Here is a 22,205-nt window from a genome sequence, read left to right on the forward strand (position 1 = left end):
GTCAGTACCCCGGCTCGCAGGGCACCAGCCCGCGCCCGACGGCGGCGACGAGCGCGGCGTGGTCGGCCTCGGTCTGGTCGGCGTAGCGGCGGGCGAACGTGCTGAGCGCGCGGTCGAGGTTGTCGCCGCGCCCGACGTAGCCCGCGATCATCGACGCCCCGCTGGTGCGCGCGTGGCCCTTGGCGAGCAGGTGCCCGACCACCCCGGCGTAGTCGACGAGCGCGGCCGGCCGGATGCCCTCGAGGTCGATCGAGCCCTTCATGTCGCGGAACTGGCGCACGTAGAACTGGAGGTCGCCGACGGTCGCCCAGCCCAGCAGCGGGTCGCTGACGGTCTGCAGCGCCTGCTGGTACTCCACGACGCGCTGGCCCTGGTGGGCGTGCAGCGCCGAGTCGCCGTGCACGTGGCGGGCCAGCACCGAGCGCCGCGCCTGCTTGAGCTGCAGGAACACGACGTCGTCGGGCGCGGAGCCCTCCAGCAGCGCCACGTAGGCGCGCAGCCCGACGCTGCCGACGCCGACGACCTTGTGCCCGACGTCGAGCAGCGTGTAGCCGCCGAGCACGCGCCGCCAGTGCGGGGCGAGGGTCTGCAGGTAGTCGTCCAGCGCCGCGGCGACGAGGTCGGCCTCGCTCCCGGGCAGCCGCGTGATCAGCGGTGGCTCCTCGACCAGGCGCCGCGTCCCGTTGAACTCCTCGGTGAACCGGGGCAGCGCGCGGTCCCCGGTGCGCCGCCGGGCCCGCCGTGCGGCCCGGACCACCTCGGACCGCAGCGCGCGCGGGCTCTCCTCGGCGAGCCGGACGACGTCGAGGCGCTCGTAGGAGCGCGAGAGCAGCGGCTTCTCCGACAGGTACCGCACCTCGTCGCGGTAGGCGGACACGCAGGTGCGGACGGCCTCGGCGCACTGCTCCTCGGACGCCTTGCCGTGCCGCCCGGCCACCCACGTGCTCGCGACGAGCCGGCGCAGGTCCCACTCCCAGGCGCCGGGGTGGGCCTCGTCGAAGTCGTTGAGGTCGATGACGAGGTCGCGCTCGGGCGAGGCGTAGAAGCCGAAGTTGCCCAGGTGGGCGTCGCCGCAGACGACGGGGGTGATCCCGGTGCGCGGCAGCGAGGCCACGTCGGTGGCCATGACGACGGCGGTGCCGCGCAGGAAGCCGTACGGGGAGGCGGTCATCCGGCCGACGCGGATCGGCACGAGCGACTCGACGCGCCCGACGTGGGACTCCGCGATCTGCGCGACGGGGTCGGGGCGGCCGGGCAGGGCCGTCCAGTCGGCGAGCGAGGAGCGCGGCACCCGCTTGCGCAGCGCCCGGCCCATCGCCTGGCGCTCGGACCGCTCGACGGGACGGGCCCGCAGCGAGGCGTACGCGGTGCCGTCGGCGTCGGCGAGGACGGTGTGGCCGGGGGCGCTCGTCACCCGCGCAGGCTACGCGGGGAGCAGGCCTCGGGACGGGCTCAGATCCCGAGGACGAGGAGTCCGATGAGGAACAGGGCGACGGTCAGGGTGAACAGCACGCCGACGACGCGGTCGACGACGGGGACGGCCATGAGGTGCGGGCCGGGGGCGACGACGCGGCCGGAGGCCGGCGACGAGGTGATCACGGTCATGCCCGGGGTATCGCCGGACGGGCCGGATCGGTTAGCCCGCGTTCCCGCACGTCATCCCTTCCGGGCGGGTTCTCCGTGGGATGTAACGCCGGTGAGGTGCGGATAGTTGGCGGGGCGCAGGCGCATGGCGTGCAGCACGACCGGCGGGTCCCCCGGCGCCACGACGACCTCGACCAGATCGCGCCGGTCGGTGACCCCGATGTGCAGCACCACCTCGCCGTGCGCGGAGGGCTGGCGCACCGAGCGCAGCGGGGCGTCGAGCACGCGGCGGACCTCGTCGGCGGTGAGCCCGTGCTTGCGGGCGCTGCGCGTCAGTCGCACGCCGCCATCGTAGGAGATCACCCCGTCGTGACCCCGTCCTCACGCCCCGTGAGAAATTGGCACGATTGCGCCGAACAGGTCACAGCGACTACCACGAACGGGCGCAGGAACCGTACCGTTCGCGACATGGCGTGGTGGAACCGCAAGGACGACCGTCGCTCCGGAACGCCGCGTCACGGCACGCGCGCGGAGCGGATCGAGGCACTCGCAGGGCGCAACGCGGAGGCCGCGGCCCGGCTCGCCGACGGGGAGCCCGACGAGGCGGTGCGCCTCCTGACGTCCACCGTCGTCGCCTGCCGCGCCCTGCTCGGCGACGACCACCCCGACACGCTCGTCGCGGAGGGCAACCTCGCCGTCGCCACCGCGGTCGCCGACCGGAACCGCGAGGCGGTCGACCTCCTGCTCTCCGCGGTCGACGAGCGGGCGCGCGTCCTGGGTCCCGACGACCCCCGCACCGTCGACGCCCGCGACGCCCTGGCCACCGCCTACCGCCTCGGCGGCCGGCACGCCGAGGCCGTCGAGCTGGCCTCCCGGGTGGCCGACGCCCGCCGCCGCGATCTCGGCCCCGCCGACCTCTCGACGATCGCCGCCCGCACCGGCCTCGCCCTGGCCCAGGCCGCCGCCGGGCAGACCGCCGCCGCCGTCACCGTCCTGGAGTCGGCGCTGCGCGACACCGAGTTCGCCCACGGCGCCCGGCACCTGCACACGATCACCGTCCGCGCGGCCCTGGCCGGCTGCCTCGCCGCGCTCGGGCGCGGGCCGGAGGCCGTCGCGGCGCTGGAGCGGGCGCTGGCCGACTGCACCGACCTGCTCGGTCCCGACCACCCCGACACCCGCGCGCTGCGCGCCGACCTCGCCGACGTCGGCTCGCCGCAGGGCCTGCGCCTGACGGCCTGATGCCCGAGCCCGGGCTCAGGGCTCGCGCAGCGCCGCCAGCACCTCCGCCTCGACCGCCGCGAAGGCGGGCGAGAGCACGGACTCCGTCGTGCGCGGGCGCGGCAGGTCGACGGTGACCTCGCGCCGCACCCGGGTCGGCCGCGGCGCGAGCACGACGACGCGGTCGGAGAGCCGCACGGCCTCGCGGATGTCGTGGGTGACGAGCAGGACGGTCCAGCCGAAGCCGGCGCGCACGTCGTCGAGCCAGGCCTGCAGGTCGGCGCGGGTGAGCGAGTCGAGCGCGCCGAAGGGCTCGTCGAGCAGCAGCACCGCCCGGTCCTGCACGACGGTCCGCAGCAGCGCGGCGCGCTGGCGCATGCCGCCCGACAGCTCCGCGGGCCGGGCCCGCTCGAATCCCGCCAGGCCGAAGGGGCCGAACAGCTCCCCCGCCCGCCGCCGGGCCTCGCGCCGCGGGACGCCGGCGACCTCCAGCCCGAGCGCGGTGTTGTCGAGCACCGTGCGCCACGGGAACAGCAGGTCCTGCTGGGGCATGTAGGCGAAGGGGTCGACGCGGCCGGTCGCGTCCTCCCCGTCGACGACGACCCGCCCGGCGTCGGGCCGGCGCAGCCCCGCGATCACGTCGAACAGCGTCGACTTGCCGCAGCCGCTGGGCCCGACCAGCGACACGAACTCCCCCGGCGCCACGTCGAACGCGACGCCATCGAGGACGGGCAGGTCGCCGAACGCGAGGTGGACGTGGTCGACGAGCAGCTTCGACTCAGACATCCCGGCTCCCCCCGTCGCGGCTCCACGGGGCCACCAGCCGCTGCACGAGGAACGTCAGCGCGAACAGCGCCACCGACAGCAGCGCCGTGACGACGACGGCGGCGAGGACCAGGTCGGTGCGGAAGGAGTTCTTCTGCACGCTCATGAAGATGCCGAGCCCGGCCGTCGCGCCGACGTACTCGGCGAAGATCGCGCCGGTCACGGCGTAGGTGATGCCGATGCGCAGGGCCGTGAAGAACGAGGGCATCGCCCCGGGCAGCCGCACGTGCCGGAACTGCGCCCAGCGCGAGGCGCCCATGCTCCGCAGCAGGCTGGTGGCCTGGCGCGGCGTGGACGCGAAGCCCTCGATCAGCCCCACCGCCATCGGGAAGAACGTCACCAGCGCGATGACGACGACCTTGGGCGCCAGCCCGAACCCCAGCCAGATGATCAGCAGCGGCGCGATCGCGATGATCGGCAGCGTCTGGGACGCCACCAGCAGCGGGGTGAGCGCGCGGCGCAGCCACGGGGAGAAGTCGACGGCGACGGCGAGCGTCCAGGCCAGCGCGAGCGACACCGTGAACCCGACGGCCGTGGCCTGCAGCGTCGGCACGGTGTTCTCCCAGATCGGCCCGCGGTAGGCCCACCCCTGCTCCACGACCCGCAGCGGCGAGGGCAGGACCTGCGGCCGCACGCCCGAGGCGTCGACGCCGACCTGCCAGGCCACGAGCCCGAGCGCGACGAGCAGCAGCGCGGGCCACACCAGCCCGACCCCCCCGCGGGTCGGGGTGCTGCTGCGCGCGAGTCGGGTCGTCGCGATCCGGGTCGTCACGGCGCCAGGTACTCGTTGGTGAACCACGTCGCGAAGTCCGGGCGCTCGGTCACCGGGCTCCCGTCGGGCCCCGTCAGCGACCCGGAGTCGACGACGAACCCGGAGTAGCCGCTCCAGCGCTCCAGCGTCTGCGGGCCCACCGCGCCCGACTCGTCGCGCAGGTACTCCGCGGCCAGCAGGTCCTGGCTGCGCGTCACGAGCTCGGGCTCGGCGAAGACGCCGGGGTTGGCGTCCATGAGCAGCTGCGCGGCGCGCGCGGGGTCGTCGGCACCCAGCTGGTAGCCGCGCTGCGCGGCCTGCACGAACGCGCGGGCCTCCTCGGGATGGCCGGCGAGCCAGGGCGAGTTGCCGATCAGCAGCACGCTGTAGGCGTCGGGGAAGCCGTAGTCGGTGTAGGCGAACGTCTTGAGCGGCTCGCCGCGCAGCTCCGCCTCGATGCCCTCCCAGGCGACGAAGGGCTCGGTGAAGTCGACGTCGCCGGAGTACAGCGCCTCGTAGGCCGACGTGCCGAGCACGACCGTCTCGAACTCGCCCACCCCGCCCGCACCGCGGATCACCGCCTGCATCTTCGGCGCCTCGCCCGGCCCGCCGAAGCCGCCGTAGACGGAGCCGTCGAGGTCGGCGGGGCTGGTGATGTCGGCGCGGTCGGCGCGCACCGCGATCTCGCTGCCCCAGTGCTGCAGCACGGCCATCACCGAGGTGATGTCGGCGCCGGCGGCCTTGGAGTAGGTGAAGGAGTCCTGGAAGGAGATGCCGAACTCCGCGGCACCGGCCGACACGAGCGTGTCGGGCGAGGTGGAGTTGTAGGGCAGGAACTCCACGTCGAGGCCGGCCTCGGCGAACCAGCCCTCCACCTGGGCGACGTAGAGGCCGGTGTGGTTGGTGTTGGGCGTCCAGTCCAGCGCCACCCGGATCGGGGTCCGCCCGGGCGGCGCGCCGGAGCAGGCGGCCAGGACGAGCGAGAGCGTCGCGAGCAGGACAGCGAGAGCACGGGCCATGACGGTCCTCCCTACGCCGGTGCTAACCGGGTCAGGTTCGAACGGTCGACGGCCGTGTCCTGCCGCCCTCTCAGCCTCGGATCGTGGGCTCCCGCGGGTCGGCCCGGACTCTACGCGGCGCGCCTGGACCCCGCCACGCGCCGGGACCCCTCCCGGCCCCGTGCCCGAGACTGGGCCGCGTCACACCCCGACCCGACCTGATCCGGAGAGTCCCGTGCGCGCCCGCGTCGTCCTCGTCGTCCTGTCCGCCCTGCTCGCCCTCGGCGCCTGCACGGGCACGTCCCGCTCCAGCAGCTGCTCAGGCGGCGTCTGCTCGATCTCGCTGTCCGGAGAGCAGACCGTCGAGGTCGAGATCGGCTCGCTGGAGCGCGACCTGCGGGTCTCGGCCATCACCCCGACGGCGGTCACGGTGTCGGCCCGCGGCGACTCCGCGACGCTGGCCCCCGGTGGGAGCGCCCCGGTGGCGGGCCTGCTCGTGCGGGTCGACGCGATCGAGGGGCGCGACGTCGAGCTGAACGTCACCCGGGCCTAGGAGGGTGCTGAAGGCTCCGGCCGTAGCGAGCGGCGTCCAGGTGGTGTCCTCGCAAGGCGCGCGGATGCAGCGATACCGCTGTTGTATCGACGTATCCGCGCAACGCCGCGAGGGCGCCGCCTGGGCGTCGCGCAGTAGGCCCGAGCTTTTCAGCGCGCTCCTAGACGGCACGGGTCTCAGACGGCGCCCAGCACCGGTTCGAAGGCCAGCTCCGCCGCCCCGACGAGCTTGGCGTCGCGGCCCAGCGGGCTGGTCTCGATCCGCGTCCCGCCGACCGCCCGGCTGACCAGGCTGCGCTCGTGCACCAGCGTGCGGACGTGCCCGACCACCCCGGGCGGCAGCGCGGTGAACAGGTCGCCGAGCACCACGAGCTCGGGCGCCATCATGTTGACGACGGTCACGAGCCCGGTGGCCAGCCACTCCGCGAACTCGTCGAGCGGGCCGGGCACCGGCGCCGTCTCCAGCGACCGCAGCTCCGCGACGACGACCCCGCGCGGGGTGTCCTCCGGCATCCCGAGCGCGCGGCACAGCGCCGCCTCCCCCACCTCGGTCTCCCAGCAGCCGCGCGACCCGCAGTAGCAGGGCCGCCCGCCGGGCCGCACGACCAGGTGGCCGAGCTCGCCGACGTAGCCGCGGGTGCCGCGCAGCGGCCGTCCCGAGGAGATGACGCCGCCGCCGACGCCCTTGTCCGCCGAGATGTAGACGAGGTCGGCGACCTCCCGCGCGACGCCCCTCACGTGCTCGGCCAGCGCGCCCATCTCGGCGTCGTTGGCCACCTGCACGGGCAGCCGGAGCACCGCCGCGAGCCGGGCGCCGAGCGCGATGTCGCGCCACTCGAGGTTGGGCGCCTCGTGCACCCAGCCGTCGTCGCGGCGGACGACGCCGGGCACCGAGATGCCCGCGCCCGACGGGGTCACGGCCAGCTCCTCGGCGAGGAGCTGCGCCGACTCCGCGACGTGGGTGATCACCTCGCCCGGCGTGCGGGTGGAGCGGCGCAGGTTCCAGCTGTGCCGCCCGATCACCTGGCCGCCGAGCCCGACCATGGACATCGCGACCTGCTCCACCCGGACGTCGACGGCGAGCACCACCGCCGACTCGGGCTGCGGCAGCACCATCAGCGACGGCCGCCCGGCGCCCGTGCGGCGCGCCGGGACGGCCTCGGTGACGACACCGGACTCCGCCAGGCCGTCCACCACCGCCTTGATCGTGCTGCGGTTGAGCCCCAGCTCCGCGGCCAGCACGGCCCGGGTGCAGGGCCCGTCGACGTGCAGCCGGCGCAGGAGCGCGGCCCGGTTGTGCCGGCGCGCCTCGTCGGGGCGGGCCCCCGACGAGCCGCTGCCGTGCTCTCCCACCCAGGCCCGGTTCACCGCCGATCCCCGGGCCCGTCGGCGGTGTTCACCTGCCGGCGACCGCAGACCGCCGCCGCGAGAGGACGTCGACCGACGCCGCCAGCAGCAGCACCAGCCCGGTCACCACGAACACCACGGCCGCAGGCTGCCGGAGCAGGCCCAGGCCGTTCTCGACGGTCGCGAGGACCGCGCCGCCGATCACCGCGTTGCTGATCCGCCCGCGCCCGCCGAACAGCGACGTGCCGCCGATGACGGCCGCGCCGACCGCGAACAGCAGCGTGTTGCCGCCACCCGCGCCGGGGCTGACCGACCCGACCTTCGACGAGTAGACGATCGCGCCGATCGCCGCGAACGCCGAGGCGATGACGAACACCGACGCCCGGATGCGCACGACGTCGATACCTGCGCGCCGTGCGGCCTCCCGGTTGCCGCCGACGGCGTAGACGTGCCGGCCGAAGCGGGTGCGGTCGAGCACGTAGGTGCCGATGACCAGCAGCGCCAGCACGATCGGCACCACGAAGGGCACGCCCTCGATGAGGGTGTCGCCCGGTGAGCGGTTCAGCGTGAGCAGGAACGTGGCGATCGCGCCCAGCACGACGACGGCGCCGACCTTGATCAGCACCAGCCCGGTGGGCTGGGCCACCAGGCCGAGCTTGCGCCGCGAGACCTGCCGGTTGAGCAGGACGGCCGCGTAGCCGCCCGCGGCGACGACGAACAGCACCCAGCTGCCCAGCGTCGACAGGTTGCCGTTGGCGACCGCGTTGATCACCGGGTCGCGCAGGCCGAGCGTGCCGCCGTCGCCGATGAGCGCCAGGATGATGCCCTGCCAGGCGATGAACAGCGCCAGCGTGACGACGAACGACGGCATGCCGACCCGCGCCACCAGGAACCCGGTGATGCAGCCGATGACGACGCCGACGCACACCGCGAGCAGCATCTGCAGCCACGGGTTCGGCGGGAAGCCGATCACCAGGAGCAGCAGGGCCACGGCGCTGAGCACGGCCCCCGCCCAGATCCTCAGCAGCAGCGCCAGCACGATCGCCAGCACCACGACCAGCAGGAACAGCACGAACACCGTGGTGCCCATGCCGCCGAGCAGGTTGCCGCCGCTGACCAGGTGCAGCGCCATCACCGCGGCCGCGAGCCCGGAGGCCGTGCCGGCCGCGAGGTCGATCTCGCCGGTGAGCAGGACGAACACCAGGCCCATCGCGATGATCGTGCGCCCGGCGCCCTGCTGGAGCAGGTTGGCCAGGTTGAGCAGGCTCGGGAACGTGCCGGTGGAGTCGAGCACGCTGAACAGGACGAGCAGCACCAGCAGGCCGAGCAGCGCGGGCAGCGCGCCCAGCTCGCCGGTGCGCAGGCCGCGCAGGTAGGCCGCGACGGCCTGGCCCGTCGTGCGGGCGGTGGTGTCGATGCCGAAGTCGGCCGCGCGGCTCGACGCCGGCGCGGCGCGCTCGGCCGCCGACTTCTTCTCGAGGTCGGGCTTCTCGGGGGCGCTCATCAGACCGTCACCGCCTCGGGGCGCTGCAGGCCCAGGTCGCCGGAGCGGCCGGCCGTGATGAGCTCCACGACCTGGCCGTGGCTGACGTCCTTCGTCGGCACCTGGGCCACCATCCGTCCGAGGTAGAGGCACGCGATCCGGTCGGAGACCTCGAACACGTCGGCCATGTTGTGGCTGATCAGCACGACGCCGAGACCCTGCTCGGCGAGGCGGCGGACCAGGTCGAGCACCTGGCGGGTCTGGGCGACGCCCAGCGCGGCGGTCGGCTCGTCGAGGAGCACGACCTTGGAGTCCCACAGCACGGCCTTGGCGATGGCGACGGTCTGCCGCTGCCCGCCCGAGAGCGCCGCGACGGGCATCCGGACGGAGGTGACCGTGCGCACCGACAGCGACGCGAGGGTGTCGCGGGCCGCCTGCTCCATGTCGGCCTCGTCGAGCAGCCAGGGCTTCCCGCGCTCGCGGCCGAGGAACATGTTCTGCACGATGTCGAGGTTGTCGGCCAGCGCGAGGTCCTGGTAGACGACCTCGATGCCGAGCTTGGCGGCGTCGGCCGGGGCTGCGACCGTCGCCGGCTGCCCGTCGAACAGCACCTCGCCGCTGTCGGTGGGGTGGATGCCCGCGACGCACTTGACCAGCGTGGACTTGCCGGCGCCGTTGTCGCCGACGAGCGCGGTGACCTCACCGGCCCGCACCGTGAAGTCGACGTCGTGCAGCACCTGCACGGCGCCGAAGCTCTTGTTCACCCCGCGCAACTGCAGGATCGGGTCGCTCATGCGGCACCTCCGTGCCTGTGCGCGGGAACCGTGGCCGGGGCCACGGTTCCCGCGCACGAGGGGTAGTGGGTCAGCTGATGCCGAGCTCGGTGCAGACCGCGGCCAGGTCGGCGACGCAGACCTCGGACGCGGGGACCGCGCCGTCGTCGATCACGGTCTTGACGTTGTCACGGGTGATCAGCTGCGGGGTGAGCAGGACCGACTTGACCTGGCGGTTGCCCTCCGGGTCGTCGACGGTGTCGGTCGCGATGGCGTCGGCGGCCGCGGTGTCGTCCTTGGCCAGTGCGGCGGCGAGCTCCGCGGTGGCCTGGGCCTCCTCCTGGATCGGCTTGTAGACCGTCATGTACTGGTCGCCGCGCAGGATGGCCTGCAGGCCGTCCGGGGTGGCGTCCTGGCCGGTGACGGGCACGGAGCCGTTCAGGCCGTACTTCTGCAGCACGGTGATGATCGCGCCGGCGAGGCCGTCGTTGGCGGCGAGCACGCCGCCGACCTGGCCGCCGTTGCTGGTGAGCAGCTGCTCGAAGGTGGTGCCGCCGATCTGGTTGTCCCAGTCCTCGATCGGCTGGCTGGCGACCAGGCTGAGCGCGCCCGAGTCGTAGAGCGGCTTGAGCACCGTCTGCGCGCCGTTGTAGAACAGCGTCGCGTTGTTGTCGGTGGGCGCGCCGCGGATCTCGATGACCTGGGCGCCCTGCGCCCCGGTCAGCGCCTGGGCCAGGCCCTCGCCCTGCAGCGCGCCGACGCCCTCGTTGTCGAAGGACACGTAGTAGTCGCTGGAGCCGCCGAGGCTCAGGCGGTCGTAGTCGATCGTCGGGATGCCCTGGGCCTTGGCCTTGGCGGCCACGGCGGCACCGGACTCGCTGGTGATCGCGGCGATGACGAGGACGTCCACGCCGCTGGCGATGAAGCCGTCGGCCAGCGTGGTGAAGGTCTGCTCGTCGCCCTGCGCGTTCTGGATGTCGGCGTCGAGGCCGGCCTCGGCCATCGCGGCGGTGAGCAGGGGCCGGTCGAAGCCCTCCCAGCGGGCGGAGCTCTCGGTCTCCGGGAGGATGACGCCGACGCGCGGCGCGTCCTCGGCCACCTCGGCGCCGGGCGCGGCGGTCGGCGCGGCGGCGTTCTGACCGCACGCGGCCAGCGTGAGGGCTACTCCCAGCCCGAGTGCGAGCTGAGCGGTTCTCCTGGTGCGCATGCTGTGGGACCTTCCACGTCGTCGGAGGAGGGGAATGTTGTGACCGGCAACGTATGCCCCCACCTGGAGTGGTGCCAAGCACACTGGATCGTTCAAGTCGTCGCGTTTCGGTCACGTTCTGGTGACAACGGCCCGAGTTTGTTGTGAGTGACACTCAGGGCTACTCCGTTCGGACCAGTAGTCCCGGCGACGGGAGCGGCGCGGGTGTGACGACCGCACGCGTCCATGCGGCGTTCACCGTCCGGCCATCCCGACCGGCGATCGTGCGCGCGTGGACCTCCCCGACCTCCTCGCCGACCACTCGGCCCTGCGCGTCGACGACTCCGACGACGACGACCCCGTGCTCGTCGGCCCCGACGGCGCCCACGTCGACACCTGGCGCGAGGGCTACCCGTACGACGAGCGGCTCTCGCGCGCCGAGTACGACCGCGGCAAGCGGCTGCTGCAGATCGAGCTGCTCAAGCTGCAGAACTGGGTCAAGGAGACCGGACAGCGGGTCGTCATCCTGTTCGAGGGGCGCGACGCGGCCGGCAAGGGTGGCACGATCAAGCGCTTCATGGAGCACCTCAACCCGCGCGGCGCCCGGGTCGTCGCGCTGGAGAAGCCGACCGAGCGCGAGTCCACGCAGTGGTACTTCCAGCGCTACGTGGCCCACCTGCCTGCCGCCGGCGAGATCGTCCTGTTCGACCGCAGCTGGTACAACCGCGCGGGCGTCGAACGCGTCATGGGGTTCGCCGAGGCGCGCGAGTACATGGAGTTCATGCGGGAGGCGCCGGAGCTGGAGCGGATGTTCGTCCGCAGCGGGATCCACCTGGTCAAGCTGTGGTTCTCGGTGTCGCAGAACGAGCAGCGCACCCGCTTCACGATCCGCCAGGTCGACCCGGTGCGGCAGTGGAAGCTCAGCCCGATGGACCTCGCGTCGCTCGACAAGTGGGCCGCCTACACCGAGGCGAAGGAGGCGATGTTCTTCTACACCGACACCGCCGACGCGCCCTGGACGGTGATCAAGAGCAACGACAAGAAGCGCGCGCGGCTCGAGGCGATGCGCCACGTGCTGCGCCTGTTCGACTACCCGGGCAAGGACCTCGACGTCGCCACGGACCCCGACCGGCTCATCGTCGGGCCGGCCGCGGAGGTCTTCGAGTTCGGCGAGCGGCCGGGGCACTTCCCGGCGCTGTCGGCGCGGCTGCGCACTCCCGGGCCGGGCTGACACCCCGCCGGAGGCGTCCGCATGCTGGGATCCGGGTTGGCGCGAACGGGTCGACCTCGGTGACGCAGCGTCACAACGGAGCGGACTACGGTCCGTGAACGGGTTACCGGGGGTCCGCGTCCGGGACCACGTCGCCGTCGCGGGAGCGCAGCGCCACGGCGGCGATGACCGCCGCGATGCCGGCCCCCTCGAGCAGGCCGGGCACCTGCGCGAGGGCGACCAGCCCGACGACGGTCGCCGTGGCCGGGAGCAGCGCGAGGAGCACCGCGAAGCGGGCCTGCCCGACGCGGCGGAGCACGAGCTGGTCCAGGACGTAGGGCACGACGCTGGACAGCACGCCCACGCCGACGGCCAGCAGCAGCACGGCCGGGTCGGCGAGCGCGCCGAGCGCGGTGGGGCCGCCGACCATCAGCAGCGGCGAGAGCAGGACGGCGGCCACGGTGAAGCCGACCGCCATGTCGTCGAGCCCGTTGCCCGCGGTCGCGACGCGCTTGCCGAGCAGGATGTAGGCCGCCCACATGCCCGCCGCCGCGAGCGCCCACAGCACTCCGGACGGGCTCCCTGACCAGCGCACATCCGCGATGAGCGCCACACCCAGGGCGGCCAGCGCGACGGCGGCGACGTCCCGGGGCCGCCGCGAGGCCACCGCCGCGACCGCCACCGGGCCGACGAACTCGACAGCCACGGCCGTGCCCAGCGGCAGCCGGGCTATGGCCTCGTAGAACGCGAGGTTCATCAGGGCGGTGGCCAGTCCGAAGGCGGAGGCCCGCGCCAGACGTGATCCGCGCCACGCCGCGCGGCCCGGGCGGCGCCAGGCGAGCAGCACCGCGGCGGCCCCCAGGAGGCGCAGAAGGGCCACCACGGTGGGCGGGAGGACGTCGAACAGGCCCACGGCCAGGGCAGCCCCGACGTACATCGAGAGGCCGCCCGCGACGAACAGCACGGGCGCGGGGACCCGCTGGTGGGTGGCGGTGACCATGACTCCAGAACGTAACAAGCAGGCCACACTTCTTCAGCGGCGCCACCTTGCGGTGTCACTTCCGGGCACGCATCATTCACTCGTAGTCAACGAAGGTCCCGCACAGGCCACCTGGGCGTTGCCGCACCGGTCACTCACCGTCAAACGTGACGACCGTCGCGACTCGCCCCGGGAACACGTGCGGGGGTGTGCAACGTCTGGGAGAGTGGACACACCGCGCGAGCGGTCGTCCAGGAACGCGGCTCCGGGCCTACCGGAGCCGAGACGGAGGGAGACCGCCATGCAGCCAGGAACCCTGACCCGGCCCGAGTTGACCCTTGCCGACCGCTGCGACCGATGCGGAGCGGCTGCGAAGGTCCGTGCCATCCTGCCGTCCGGCGGAGAACTGCTGTTCTGCGGGCACCACGGCCGGGCACACGCCGACAAGCTCCGCGAGCTCGAAGCGAGCGTCGAGACCGGCAGCTGACCGGCGCCGGCCCGGACGCCGGCACACCACCCACACACGACACCCGGAGGGGCGGGGACCACACGGTCCCCGCCCTCCGGCGTGCGCAGCCCCTCCCACCCCCCCACCCCCGGCGAGTTTGCGGCTCACGCCCGGCGAGTTTGCGGTTCACGCCCGGCGAGTTTGCGGCTCACGCCCGCCGAGTCCGCGGCCCACCCCCGGCGAGTTTGCGGTTCACGCCCGGCGAGTTTGCGGCTCGCACCCGGCGAGTTCGCCGCTCGCGCCCTACGAGTTCGCCGCTTGCGCCCGGCGAGTCCGCTTCTCGCGTCGGGCCTGTTCGCCGCCGGCGCTCCGCGTGTTCGCTCTCCACGCAGGCCGCCTCGGCCGTCGGCGCTCGTCGACTTCACCGCTGACGCCGGCCAATCGGCCGCGGCGCCCGCGAGCCCGCCGCTGACGCCGAGTCCGCCGCTCACGACGGGCGGGTTCGCCGCCCGCGCTCGGTCAACGGGCCGGTGGGACCGGCCGAGCTTAGGGACGGGCAGGGTGATCGCCGCTGTCCTCCCGTCGCGATCGGTCGGGAGGGCGCGGCCCGGCCGGGGTCCCACTCCGCCCGTTGCCCTTGACCACCGAGACCGTCACAGGAGGGTCGCGGCGAGGGCAGTCACGTCACACTCCCGGCGATCACCGCTCACCCTCTGCCCTTGATCACCGAGACCGTGACGGGAAGGTCGCGGCGAGGGCTGTCAGGTCACACTCCCGGCGATCACGGGCACCGCCGGAGCGTCCCGCGGCGGGCTCGTGCAGCTCGGTCGCCCGCCCACGCCCGTCGGAGACGGCCATCTCCGGGCGCCGATGGCCAACTCGCCGAGCGCCCCCGGCCAACTCGCCGGGCGCCGCCGGCCGACGCGCCACGCGCCCCCGGCCGCCTCGCCGGGCGCGCCCGGCAAACTCGCGAGGCACCACCGCCAAACTCGCGGGGCGCACCGCCAACTCGCGGGGCGTCACTCGCAAACTCGGCGGGCCACCGGCAAACTCGCGGAGCGTCACGGCAAACTCGCCGAGCGTGGGCGGCCAACTCGCCGGGCGCCAACGGCAAACCCGCCGGGCGCCACAGCCAACTCGCCGGGCGTGGGCGGCAAACTCGCCGGGTGTCATCGCAAACTCGCGGGGCCTGACGCCACACCCGCCGGGGTGTGGGGTCAGCGCCAGCTGCGGAGGGTCGCGATCCGCTCCTCCAGCTGCTCCATGTTGGCCATCGCCGTGGGCGGGCCTCCACACAGCGTCCGCAGCTCGTTGTGGATCTTCCCGTGCGGCTTGTTGGTGCGGTGGTGGTGCAGCGCGACGAGGGTGTTGAGCTCCTTGCGCAGCGCCGCGATCCGCTCCCGCACCGACTGCTGCGGGCGCTCGGCCGGCTCGGCGACCGGGGGTGCGACGACCGCCGGGGCCTTGCGGCCCGACCGCGACAGCCACTCCGTCTGCCGCTGGTTGAGCAGCGTGCGCACCTGGTCGGGCTCGAGCAGCCCGGGCAGGCCCAGGTAGTCCTCCTCGTCCGCGGAGAAGGAGGTGCCCTCGTAGATGAGCTGGTCGAGCTCGGCGTTGGCGCCCAGCGCGGTGAACGACGGCTCGTCCTCCCCCGGCTCGTCCTCCTGCCGGTTGGCCGCCGCCAGCTCCTCGTCGTTCCACTGCTCCTCGGCGCGGTGCGGCTTGCCCAGGACGTGGTCGCGCTGGGCCTCCAGCTCGCTCGCCAGGCCCAGCAGGACCGGCACGCTGGGCACGAACACCGACGCCGTCTCCCCCGGCCGCCGCGACCGCACGAAGCGCCCGATCGCCTGCGCGAAGAACAGCGGCGTCGACGCGCTCGTGGCGTAGACCCCGACGGCGAGCCGCGGGACGTCGACGCCCTCGGACACCATCCGCACCGCGACCATCCACCGGTCCGTCGACGCGCTGAACCGCGCGATCCGCTCCGAGGACCCGGCCTCGTCGGACAGGACGAGCACCGGCGGCGTGCCGGTGACGTCGGTGAGGATCGCCGCGTAGGCCCGCGCGGTGGTCTGGTCGGAGGCGATGACGAGGCCGCCGGCGTCGGGCATGCCGCCGAGGCGGTGCCCGGTGAGCCGCTTGTCGGCGGCGGCGAGGACGGCGGGGATCCACTCGCCGCCCGGGTCGAGCGCGGTGCGCCAGGCCCGCGCCGTCTGCTCGGCCGTCAGCGGCTCGCCCAGCCGGGCGGTGATCTCCTCGCCCGCGCTGGTGCGCCAGCTCGAGACGCCGGAGTAGGCCAGGAACACCACCGGCCGGACCACGCCGTCGGCGAGGGCCTCCGCGTAGCCGTAGGAGTGGTCCGAGCGGCTGCGCAGGGCCCCGTCGGCGTCGGGGAGGTAGTCGACGAACGGGATGGGGTTGTCGTCGGAGCGGAACGGGGTCCCGGTGAGCGTCAGGCGCCGCGCGGCGGGGTCGAACGCCTCCTTGACGGCGTCGCCCCACGACCGCGCGTCGCCCGCGTGGTGGACCTCGTCGAGGACGACGAGCGTGCGCCGGCTCTCCGTGCGGGCCCGGTGCAGCAGCGGGTGCGCCGCGACGCCGGCGTAGGTGACGACGATGCCCGTGTAGTCCGACGACGTGCCGCCCGCGGAGTTGCGGAACTCCGGGTCGAGCGCGATGCCGACGGCCGCCGCGGCCTGGCTCCACTGGTACTTGAGGTGCTCGGTGGGCGCGACGACCGTGATGTTCGAGATCGTGCGGTCGGCGAGCAGCTCCGACGCGACGCGCAGCGCGAACGCCGTCTTCCCCGCGCCCGGCGTGGCGACGGCGAGGAAGTCCTGGGGACCGGCGGCGAGGTAGCGGCTCAGCGCCTTGCGCTGCCAGGCGCGCATCGGGCGGGCCGACGCAGCCAGCTGGGGGGCCTGGGACACACGACTCCAAGACTGCGGGGCTTCCGGGGGGACCGTCGATCAGGGTAACGGGGTGGTCTCGCCCGGCTCGCCGAGACCCGTCGCGCCCGGCGCGGGCGCCCCCCGTGGTCCATCCTGGGCGCACCATGAGTGACGCGCCGACCAGCAGCGACCCCGCCCCGACGTGGCGACGGGTGGTCGGCCGGACGCTCGGTGGCGCCTGGGACAAGGACATCTTCTCCCACTCTGCGCAGGCGGCCTTCTGGCAGGCGCTTTCCCTGCCCCCGCTGTTCCTCGCGCTGCTGGGGTCGCTGGGCTACGTCGGCGACTGGTTCGGCAACGACACCGTGCGGGTGGTGGAGGAGTCCATCGTCACGTTCGCGCGGCAGGTGTTCACCCCCGAGGTCGTCGACGAGATCATCGCGCCGACCGCGTCGAGCATCCTGACCAACGGCCGTGCCGACGTGGTGTCGGTCGGGTTCGTCATCGCGCTGTGGGCGGGGTCGTCGGCCATCGCCTCGCTCGTCGACTCGATCACCGAGGCGCACGGCCAGAAACTCGTGCGCCACCCCGTGTGGCAGCGGATCTTCTCGCTGCTGGTCTACCTGCTCGCGCTCGTCGTCGCGATCGTCACGCTGCCCGTCATCGCGCTGGGCCCCGACCTGCTCCCCCAGGTCCTGCCCGCGTCGTGGCGGGGCGCGGCGACGTCGCTGATCGGGGCGTTCTACTACCCCGGCGCCGCCCTCATCACGGTGCTCGTGCTCACGGCGATGTACCGCCTCGCGCTGCCGCACACGCTGCCCTGGCGGCGCCTGCTGCCCGGGGCGCTGCTCGCGATGGTGGTGTTCATCGCGAGCGCGACCGGCCTGCGCGTCTACATCGCCGTGCTGACGAGCACCGGCTACACCTACGGCGCACTGGCGACGCCGATCGCGTTCCTGCTGTTCGGGTTCCTGCTCGGCCTCTCGATCGTGCTCGGCGCGCACCTCAACAACGCCGTCGAGGAGGCCTGGCCCGCGCGCCCCGAGCCCCGGCCGCGCCGCTCGGACCGCCTGCGCGCCATGCGCACCCATCCGGCCATGCCCCCGGTCGCCGACGAGCCCGGCCCCGACTTGCCGGTGACCGCCCCCGCCGCCCATGCTGCGAGGACGACCGCCTCCGACAGCACGAAGGAGCCACGATGACGGCCGAGCAGTCCGCCGATCCCGACGTCGCCACCGGCCTCGACATGCTGCTGTCCGACGGCGCGCTGGGCCCGCTGCGCCGGATCCTGCCGGGCGGGGCGGGCCTGCGGATGGCCGCCAAGCTGGCCACGAAGCCGGTCACGCTCACCCGCCGCGGCGCCGGCCTCGCCGCCGAGCTCGCGAAGATCGGCGTCGGCGCCTCGGCGCTCGAGCCGGGCCCCAAGGACAAGCGCTACGCCGACCCGGCGTGGACGGAGAACCCGCTGCTGCACCGGCTCGTGCAGACCCACATCGCCGCCGGCGGCACCGCGGCCGACCTCGTCGAGGACGCCGGGCTCGACTGGGCCGACCACGAGCGCATCCAGTTCGCCGTGAGCAACGTCGTCGACGCGCTGGCCCCCAGCAACAGCCTGCTCAACCCCGCGCTGTGGCAGGAGGCGCGCAAGACCGGCGGCGCGAGCATCGTCAGCGGCGTCCGGCGGCTCGTCGGCGACCTCGCGACGAAGCCGCGCGTCCCCTCGATGGTCGAGCCCGACGCGTTCACCGTCGGCGAGGACGTCGCGTGCACCCCGGGCGCGGTCGTGCTGCGCACCCCGGTGTTCGAGCTGATCCAGTACCTGCCGCAGACCCCGACGGTCCGCGAGGTGCCGCTGCTGATCGTCCCGCCGACGATCAACAAGTACTACGTCGCCGACCTCGCGCCGGGCCGCAGCATCGTCGAGAACCTCCTGAAGTCCGGCCAGCAGGTGTTCCTCATGTCGTGGCGCAACCCCACCGAGGAGCACGCGGCCTGGGACCTCGACACCTACGGCTCCGCGATCCTCGACGCCATGACGGCCTGCGAGAAGATCAGCCGGCAGCCCAGCACGGCGCTCATGGCGTTCTGCTCGGGCGGGATCATCACCTCGATGCTGCTGGGCCACCTCGCCGCCACCGGCGCGCAGGAGCGCGTGGCGTCGGTGACGTTCGCCGTCACCGTTCTCGACCAGGCCCAGTCCGGCACCACCGGCGCGCTGCTCGACCCGGACACCGCGCGCCAGGCCGTGGAGGCGTCGCAGAAGAAGGGCTACCTCGACGGCCGCACGCTCGCCGAGGTGTTCGCCTGGCTGCGGCCCAACGACCTCATCTGGTCCTACTGGGTGAACAACTACCTCAAGGGCCGCCCGCCCAAGGCGTTCGACATCCTGTTCTGGAACGCCGACACCACCCGCATGACGGCCGGGCTGCACCGCGACTTCATCGACATCGCCGTCGCGAACGCGCTGGTCGTGCCCAACGCCACCACCATGCTGGGCACGCCGGTGGACCTGTCGAAGGTCGACCGCGACATGTACGTCATCGCGGGCATCGCCGACCACCTCTGCGCCTGGCAGTCCTGCTTCCGCACCACGCAGCTCCTGGGTGGCGAGAGCCGGTTCGTGCTGTCGACGAGCGGGCACATCGCCTCGCTGGTCAACCCGCCGGGCAACCCGAAGGCCAGCTTCCGCGTGGCGCCCCCGGCGTCGCGGACGCCGACGCCGATCAACGCCGACGCGTGGCTGGCCGTCGCGGAGACCGTCAAGGGGTCGTGGTGGCCCGACCACGCCGACTGGCTGGGTCAGCGCTGCGGCGGTGAGGTCGACGCCCCGGCGGAGCTGGGCGGGCGCGGGCTGCCGGCCCTCGTCCCCGCCCCCGGCGACTACGTGCGTGCCACGTGACCGCGGTGACGGGTGACGAGCTGTTCGAGATCGACGTCCGGGGCCGCTGCCTGCGCGTGTCGGTGCGCCGGGCCGCCGGGCCGGGCTCACGGGTGCCGCTGCTGCTGATGAACGGCATCGGGGCGAGCCTCGAGCTGCTGCAGCCCTTCGTCGACGAGCTGCCGCCCGAGCTGGAGGTCATCCGGTTCGACGTGCCCGGCATCGGCGGCTCGCCGATGCCGCGGCTGCCGTACCACATGTCGACGTTCGCGCCGCTGATCGGAACCCTGGTGCGCCGCCTGGGCTACGGCGAGGTCGACGTCATGGGCTTCTCCTGGGGCGGCGGGCTCGCCCAGCAGTTCGCGGCGGCGCAGCGCAAGCAGTGCCGCCGGCTCGTGCTGGCCGCCACCGGCACCGGCTCGCTCATGGTGCCCGCCCGGCCGAACGTGCTGGCCAAGATGCTCACGCCGCGCCGCCACCGCGACCCGGAGTACGCCCGCACGATCGCCGGGGAGATCTACGGCGGCACGATGCGCACGCATCCCGAGCGGGCGTCGGAGGTGCTGCACACCTACACCCGCAAGGGCCCCAAGCGCGGCTACTACTACCAGCTCCTCGCCGGCGCGGGCTGGAGCAGCCTGCCCGGCCTGCCGCTGATCCGGCAGCCCACGCTGATCGTGGCCGGGGACGACGACCCGATCATCCCGGTGGTCAACGCCCGGATCATGCACCGCGGCATCCCGAACTCGCGCCTGCACATCTACTCGGGCGGCCACCTGGCGCTGCTCACCGAGGCGAAGGAGCTCGCCCCGGTGATCGACCGGTTCCTGACGGAGTGAAGCGGCCCTAGGAGCGCGCTGAAAAGCTCGGGCCTACTGCGCGACGCCCAGGCGGCGCCCTCGCGGCGTTGCGCGGATACGTCGATACAACAGCGGTATCGCCGCATCCGCCCGCCTTGCGAGGACACCACCTGGACGCCGCTCGCTACGGCCGGAGCTTTTCAGCACCCTCCTAGTGTCCTGAGTCAGAGATTCGCTGGCAGTAGTGGGCGAGGCTGTCGAGGATCTCGTCGGCGGTCTTGTGCCAGATGAATGGTTTCGGGTTCTCGTTCCACATCGTGGTCCAGGTGCGGATCGCGGCGACGAGTTCCTTGGTAGAACGGTGCGTGCCCCGGCGCAGCCAGCGGTGGGTGAGCTCGGCGAACCAGCGCTCGACGAGGTTGAGCCAGCTGCTGTAGGTCGGGGTGAAGTGCAGGACGAACCGGGGGTGTCGGGCCAGCCAGCGCTTGATCATCGGGGTCTTGTGGGTGGAGCTGTTGTCCACGATCACGTGCACCGCCAGGTCGGCGGGTACCGAGCGGTCGATCAGGGCCAGGAAGCGGCGGAACTCCTCGGCCCGGTGCCGCACGGTCAAACGAGGTCAGCACGTTGCCCGAGGCGACGTCGAGGGCGGCGTAGAGGTTCGTGGTGCCGTGCCGGATGTAGTCGTGGGTGGCCCGAGCCGGCGTCCCGGGCAGCATCGGCAGCACCGGCGCGGTCCGGTCCAGCGCCTGGATCTGGGTCTTCTCGTCCACGCACAGCACCACCGCCGCGTCGGGCGGGTTCAGATACAACCCGACGACGTCGCGGACTTTGTCGATGAACTGCGGGTCCGGGGACAGCTTGAACGACTCGACCTGATGGGGTTTGAGACCGAACGCCCGCCAGATCCGCGACACCGCGGACTGGCTCATCCCGGTCGCCGCGGCCATCGACCTCGTCGACCAGTGCGTCGCATCGCGCGGGGTCTGCTCGAGGGTGGCCACGATGACCCGCTCGACATCGGCGTCGGTGATCGTGCGAGGCGCTCCCGGTCGGGGTTCGTCCCACAGCCCGTCGATCCCGTCGGCGACGAACCGGGCCCGCCATTTCCCGACCGTCACCTTGTGACAGCCCAGCTTTTCCGCGATCTCGGTGTTCGACAACCCGTCCGCCGCGGCCAGCACGATCTTGCACCGCAGCGCCAGAGCCTGCGCCGAACTCGGCCGCCGCGCCCACCGCTCCAACACCTCACGGTCCTCGACGCCGAGCACCACCACCGCCACCGGCCGACCCCGTACCGCCACCGCCGCCTCCCCTCGTCACCGACGACAGGAGTCTGCACCGCGACAGCGTTTAACTGAGGGATTTCCGACTCAGGACACTAGGCGGCCGCGCGCTTGCCCCCGTCGGGCACCGCCACGGCGAGGCGGTAGGACGAGGACCGGGTGGTGCCCAGGGTGACGAGCTCCACGACCTGGAGGTCGGCGGCGGCCAGCACCCGGCGGAACTCGTCCTCGTAGGTGACCGTGCCGAAGTCGATCGTGGTGACGTGGCGCATCAGCGGCTTGACCTTCTCCCGCAGCGGCGAGCGCCGGTGGTGGAAGGTCTGGGTGAAGAACAGCTGGCCCTCGGGCGCGAGCAGGCCGGAGACGTGGCGCAGCGCGGCGACCGGGTCGGGCAGCAGCATCAGGCTGGCGCTGAAGTAGGCGGCGTCGTAGGGGCCGTCGCGGTGGTCGTACACCGACTCCAGCTTCGGCGTGACGTGCTCCGAGAGCCCGGCGCGGGCCATCTCCTCGACGCAGCGGCAGAGGTAGTCGCGGTCGATGTCGAGACCCGTGATCTGCAGGTTCTTCCGCCGGACGGTCTCACCGCCGCGGGCGAGCGCGGTGCCGGTGCCGATGCCGACGTCGAGGATGCGGGCGCCGTCGGGGAGCCGTTCGAACACGGCGCGGTACCAGCCGGCCGTGAGGCCCGTGATCGCGCGGTCGTACAACCAGCCACGCACGGCGGCTCGTGTGGGCACCCGCGGCTCAGTCGTCGCCGCCGGGCCGCAGCCCGTCGAAGATCTTCTTGCAGTCCGGGCAGACCGGGGAGCCGGGCTTGGGCGAGCGCGTGACCGGGAACGTCTCCCCGCACAGGGCCTGCACCATGTTGCCCAGCACCGCGCTCTCGGCGATCCGGTTCTTCTTGACGTAGTGGAACATCTTGGGCTCGTCGGTGCCCGTGCTGTCGGTGCCCTCGGGCCGCGTCTCGACGTCGGGCAGAACCTGGGTCGCCATGTC

Annotated in this window: 21 protein-coding genes and 1 pseudogene; 7 read left to right on the forward strand and 15 right to left on the reverse strand. The window is 73.4% G+C overall.

Going from position 1 to position 22,205, the window contains the following annotated elements; all coding sequences use genetic code 11:
• Nucleotide 1 precedes the first annotated feature (1 nt).
• Genes HOP40_RS28850 through HOP40_RS28860 form a run of 3 tightly spaced genes read right to left on the reverse strand, consistent with a single transcriptional unit; the run spans nt 2 to nt 1,947 of the window.
• Nucleotides 2-1,414, reverse strand: a complete 1,413-nt coding sequence (locus HOP40_RS28850) for a DUF2252 domain-containing protein (protein ID WP_240157340.1) — start codon at nt 1,412-1,414, stop codon at nt 2-4.
• A gap of 38 nt (nt 1,415-1,452) precedes the next feature.
• Entirely contained in the window at nt 1,453-1,605 is a 153-nt protein-coding gene (locus tag HOP40_RS28855) for a hypothetical protein (RefSeq protein WP_172164657.1), read from the reverse strand.
• Nucleotides 1,606-1,656: 51 nt separating this feature from the next.
• Nucleotides 1,657-1,947 carry a hypothetical protein gene (locus tag HOP40_RS28860; RefSeq protein WP_172164660.1) on the reverse strand — a complete coding sequence of 97 codons (291 nt, stop codon included), beginning with the start codon at nt 1,945-1,947 and terminating at the stop codon, nt 1,657-1,659.
• Between the two features lie 105 nt (nt 1,948-2,052).
• Between HOP40_RS28860 and HOP40_RS28865 the strand changes: the two genes are divergently transcribed.
• Nucleotides 2,053-2,823 carry a tetratricopeptide repeat protein gene (locus HOP40_RS28865; RefSeq protein WP_172164663.1) on the forward strand — a complete coding sequence of 257 codons (771 nt, stop codon included), beginning with the start codon at nt 2,053-2,055 and terminating at the stop codon, nt 2,821-2,823.
• A gap of 15 nt (nt 2,824-2,838) precedes the next feature.
• Here HOP40_RS28865 and HOP40_RS28870 read toward each other — a convergent pair whose 3' ends face one another.
• From HOP40_RS28870 to HOP40_RS28880, 3 genes are read right to left on the reverse strand one after another with little or no spacing between them, the layout of a single operon-like run.
• Nucleotides 2,839-3,588 carry an ABC transporter ATP-binding protein gene (locus HOP40_RS28870; protein WP_172164666.1) on the reverse strand — a complete coding sequence of 250 codons (750 nt, stop codon included), beginning with the start codon at nt 3,586-3,588 and terminating at the stop codon, nt 2,839-2,841.
• A complete protein-coding gene (locus tag HOP40_RS28875; protein WP_240157341.1) occupies nt 3,581-4,399 on the reverse strand; it encodes an ABC transporter permease in 819 nt (272 codons plus the stop codon). Before HOP40_RS28875 ends, HOP40_RS28870 begins: the two co-directional genes overlap by 8 nt.
• Nucleotides 4,396-5,397 (reverse strand): ABC transporter substrate-binding protein, encoded by a 1,002-nt coding sequence (locus HOP40_RS28880; protein ID WP_172164669.1) that lies wholly within the window; start codon nt 5,395-5,397, stop codon nt 4,396-4,398. The genes HOP40_RS28875 and HOP40_RS28880 overlap by 4 nt, the downstream gene beginning before the upstream one ends.
• Nucleotides 5,398-5,611: 214 nt before the next feature.
• Here HOP40_RS28880 and HOP40_RS28885 point away from each other — a divergent pair, with 214 nt between their 5' ends.
• Nucleotides 5,612-5,929, forward strand: a complete 318-nt coding sequence (locus HOP40_RS28885) for a hypothetical protein (RefSeq protein ID WP_172164672.1) — start codon at nt 5,612-5,614, stop codon at nt 5,927-5,929.
• A gap of 176 nt (nt 5,930-6,105) precedes the next feature.
• On the opposite strand, the gene HOP40_RS28890 is transcribed toward HOP40_RS28885, so the two are convergent.
• The 4 genes from HOP40_RS28890 to HOP40_RS28905 form a co-directional block, all read right to left on the reverse strand.
• Entirely contained in the window at nt 6,106-7,296 is a 1,191-nt protein-coding gene (locus tag HOP40_RS28890; protein ID WP_240157342.1) for an ROK family protein, read from the reverse strand.
• Between the two features lie 28 nt (nt 7,297-7,324).
• Complete coding sequence (locus HOP40_RS28895) at nt 7,325-8,779, reverse strand: sugar ABC transporter permease (protein WP_172164675.1); 1,455 nt, start codon at nt 8,777-8,779, stop codon at nt 7,325-7,327.
• Complete coding sequence (locus tag HOP40_RS28900) at nt 8,779-9,552, reverse strand: ATP-binding cassette domain-containing protein (RefSeq protein ID WP_172164678.1); 774 nt, start codon at nt 9,550-9,552, stop codon at nt 8,779-8,781. Before HOP40_RS28900 ends, HOP40_RS28895 begins: the two co-directional genes overlap by 1 nt.
• A 70-nt stretch (nt 9,553-9,622) precedes the next feature.
• Nucleotides 9,623-10,738, reverse strand: a complete 1,116-nt coding sequence (locus tag HOP40_RS28905; RefSeq protein WP_172164681.1) for a sugar ABC transporter substrate-binding protein — start codon at nt 10,736-10,738, stop codon at nt 9,623-9,625.
• Between the two features lie 271 nt (nt 10,739-11,009).
• Between HOP40_RS28905 and ppk2 the strand changes: the two genes are divergently transcribed.
• Complete coding sequence (gene ppk2 / locus HOP40_RS28910) at nt 11,010-11,948, forward strand: polyphosphate kinase 2 (RefSeq protein WP_205346960.1); 939 nt, start codon at nt 11,010-11,012, stop codon at nt 11,946-11,948.
• A gap of 103 nt (nt 11,949-12,051) precedes the next feature.
• Here the strand turns inward: ppk2 and HOP40_RS28915 are convergent, their stop codons facing one another.
• Nucleotides 12,052-12,927 carry an EamA family transporter gene (locus tag HOP40_RS28915; RefSeq protein WP_240157343.1) on the reverse strand — a complete coding sequence of 292 codons (876 nt, stop codon included), beginning with the start codon at nt 12,925-12,927 and terminating at the stop codon, nt 12,052-12,054.
• Nucleotides 12,928-13,207: 280 nt separating this feature from the next.
• On the opposite strand from HOP40_RS28915, the gene HOP40_RS28920 reads away from it, so the two are divergent.
• On the forward strand, nt 13,208-13,393 hold the full coding sequence (locus HOP40_RS28920; RefSeq protein ID WP_172164684.1) for a DUF7455 domain-containing protein: 186 nt from the start codon (nt 13,208-13,210) through the stop codon (nt 13,391-13,393).
• A 1,178-nt stretch (nt 13,394-14,571) separates the two neighbouring features.
• Here HOP40_RS28920 and HOP40_RS28925 read toward each other — a convergent pair.
• Nucleotides 14,572-16,245, reverse strand: a complete 1,674-nt coding sequence (locus tag HOP40_RS28925) for a DEAD/DEAH box helicase (protein WP_172169428.1) — start codon at nt 16,243-16,245, stop codon at nt 14,572-14,574.
• Nucleotides 16,246-16,409: 164 nt separating this feature from the next.
• Here HOP40_RS28925 and HOP40_RS28930 point away from each other — a divergent pair, with 164 nt between their 5' ends.
• Genes HOP40_RS28930 through phaZ form a run of 3 tightly spaced genes read left to right on the forward strand, consistent with a single transcriptional unit; the run spans nt 16,410 to nt 19,962 of the window.
• The gene (locus HOP40_RS28930) at nt 16,410-17,447 is read left to right on the forward strand and encodes a YihY/virulence factor BrkB family protein (protein WP_172164687.1); all 1,038 of its coding nucleotides are present in this window, start codon (nt 16,410-16,412) and stop codon (nt 17,445-17,447) included.
• Nucleotides 17,444-19,144, forward strand: a complete 1,701-nt coding sequence (locus HOP40_RS28935; protein ID WP_172164690.1) for a PHA/PHB synthase family protein — start codon at nt 17,444-17,446, stop codon at nt 19,142-19,144. The genes HOP40_RS28930 and HOP40_RS28935 overlap by 4 nt, the downstream gene beginning before the upstream one ends.
• Nucleotides 19,145-19,149: 5 nt before the next feature.
• Nucleotides 19,150-19,962 (forward strand): poly(3-hydroxyalkanoate) depolymerase, encoded by an 813-nt coding sequence (phaZ, locus tag HOP40_RS28940; RefSeq protein ID WP_240157344.1) that lies wholly within the window; start codon nt 19,150-19,152, stop codon nt 19,960-19,962.
• A 172-nt stretch (nt 19,963-20,134) separates the two neighbouring features.
• On the opposite strand, the pseudogene HOP40_RS28945 reads toward phaZ, so the two are convergent.
• The 3 genes and pseudogenes from HOP40_RS28945 to HOP40_RS28955 form a co-directional block, all read right to left on the reverse strand.
• Nucleotides 20,135-21,227 (reverse strand): annotated as a pseudogene (locus HOP40_RS28945) (IS630 family transposase).
• 77 nt (nt 21,228-21,304) lie between these two features.
• Complete coding sequence (locus tag HOP40_RS28950; protein WP_172164693.1) at nt 21,305-21,928, reverse strand: class I SAM-dependent methyltransferase; 624 nt, start codon at nt 21,926-21,928, stop codon at nt 21,305-21,307.
• Nucleotides 21,929-21,953: 25 nt separating this feature from the next.
• On the reverse strand, nt 21,954-22,202 hold the full coding sequence (locus tag HOP40_RS28955; RefSeq protein WP_172164696.1) for a DUF3039 domain-containing protein: 249 nt from the start codon (nt 22,200-22,202) through the stop codon (nt 21,954-21,956).
• Between the last annotated feature and the right edge of the window lie 3 nt (nt 22,203-22,205).

It is taken from the genome of Pseudonocardia broussonetiae (assembly GCF_013155125.1).
GTDB lineage: Bacteria > Actinomycetota > Actinomycetes > Mycobacteriales > Pseudonocardiaceae > Pseudonocardia > Pseudonocardia broussonetiae.

Excerpts from the sequence above, each read along its gene's own strand:
- HOP40_RS28880 (WP_172164669.1), bottom strand. The coding sequence starts at position 5,397 with ATGGCCCGTGCTCTCGCTGTCCTGCTCGCGACGCTCTCGCTCGTCCTG.
- HOP40_RS28925 (WP_172169428.1), bottom strand. The coding sequence starts at position 16,245 with ATGCGCGCCTGGCAGCGCAAGGCGCTGAGCCGCTACCTCGCCGCCGGT.
- HOP40_RS28955 (WP_172164696.1), bottom strand. The coding sequence starts at position 22,202 with ATGGCGACCCAGGTTCTGCCCGACGTCGAGACGCGGCCCGAGGGCACC.
- HOP40_RS28930 (WP_172164687.1), top strand. The coding sequence starts at position 16,410 with ATGAGTGACGCGCCGACCAGCAGCGACCCCGCCCCGACGTGGCGACGG.
- HOP40_RS28905 (WP_172164681.1), bottom strand. The coding sequence starts at position 10,738 with ATGCGCACCAGGAGAACCGCTCAGCTCGCACTCGGGCTGGGAGTAGCC.
- HOP40_RS28920 (WP_172164684.1), top strand. The coding sequence starts at position 13,208 with ATGCAGCCAGGAACCCTGACCCGGCCCGAGTTGACCCTTGCCGACCGC.
- HOP40_RS28900 (WP_172164678.1), bottom strand. The coding sequence starts at position 9,552 with ATGAGCGACCCGATCCTGCAGTTGCGCGGGGTGAACAAGAGCTTCGGC.
- HOP40_RS28865 (WP_172164663.1), top strand. The coding sequence starts at position 2,053 with ATGGCGTGGTGGAACCGCAAGGACGACCGTCGCTCCGGAACGCCGCGT.
- HOP40_RS28915 (WP_240157343.1), bottom strand. The coding sequence starts at position 12,927 with ATGGTCACCGCCACCCACCAGCGGGTCCCCGCGCCCGTGCTGTTCGTC.
- HOP40_RS28855 (WP_172164657.1), bottom strand. The coding sequence starts at position 1,605 with ATGACCGTGATCACCTCGTCGCCGGCCTCCGGCCGCGTCGTCGCCCCC.
- HOP40_RS28895 (WP_172164675.1), bottom strand. The coding sequence starts at position 8,779 with ATGAGCGCCCCCGAGAAGCCCGACCTCGAGAAGAAGTCGGCGGCCGAG.
- HOP40_RS28870 (WP_172164666.1), bottom strand. The coding sequence starts at position 3,588 with ATGTCTGAGTCGAAGCTGCTCGTCGACCACGTCCACCTCGCGTTCGGC.
- HOP40_RS28935 (WP_172164690.1), top strand. The coding sequence starts at position 17,444 with ATGACGGCCGAGCAGTCCGCCGATCCCGACGTCGCCACCGGCCTCGAC.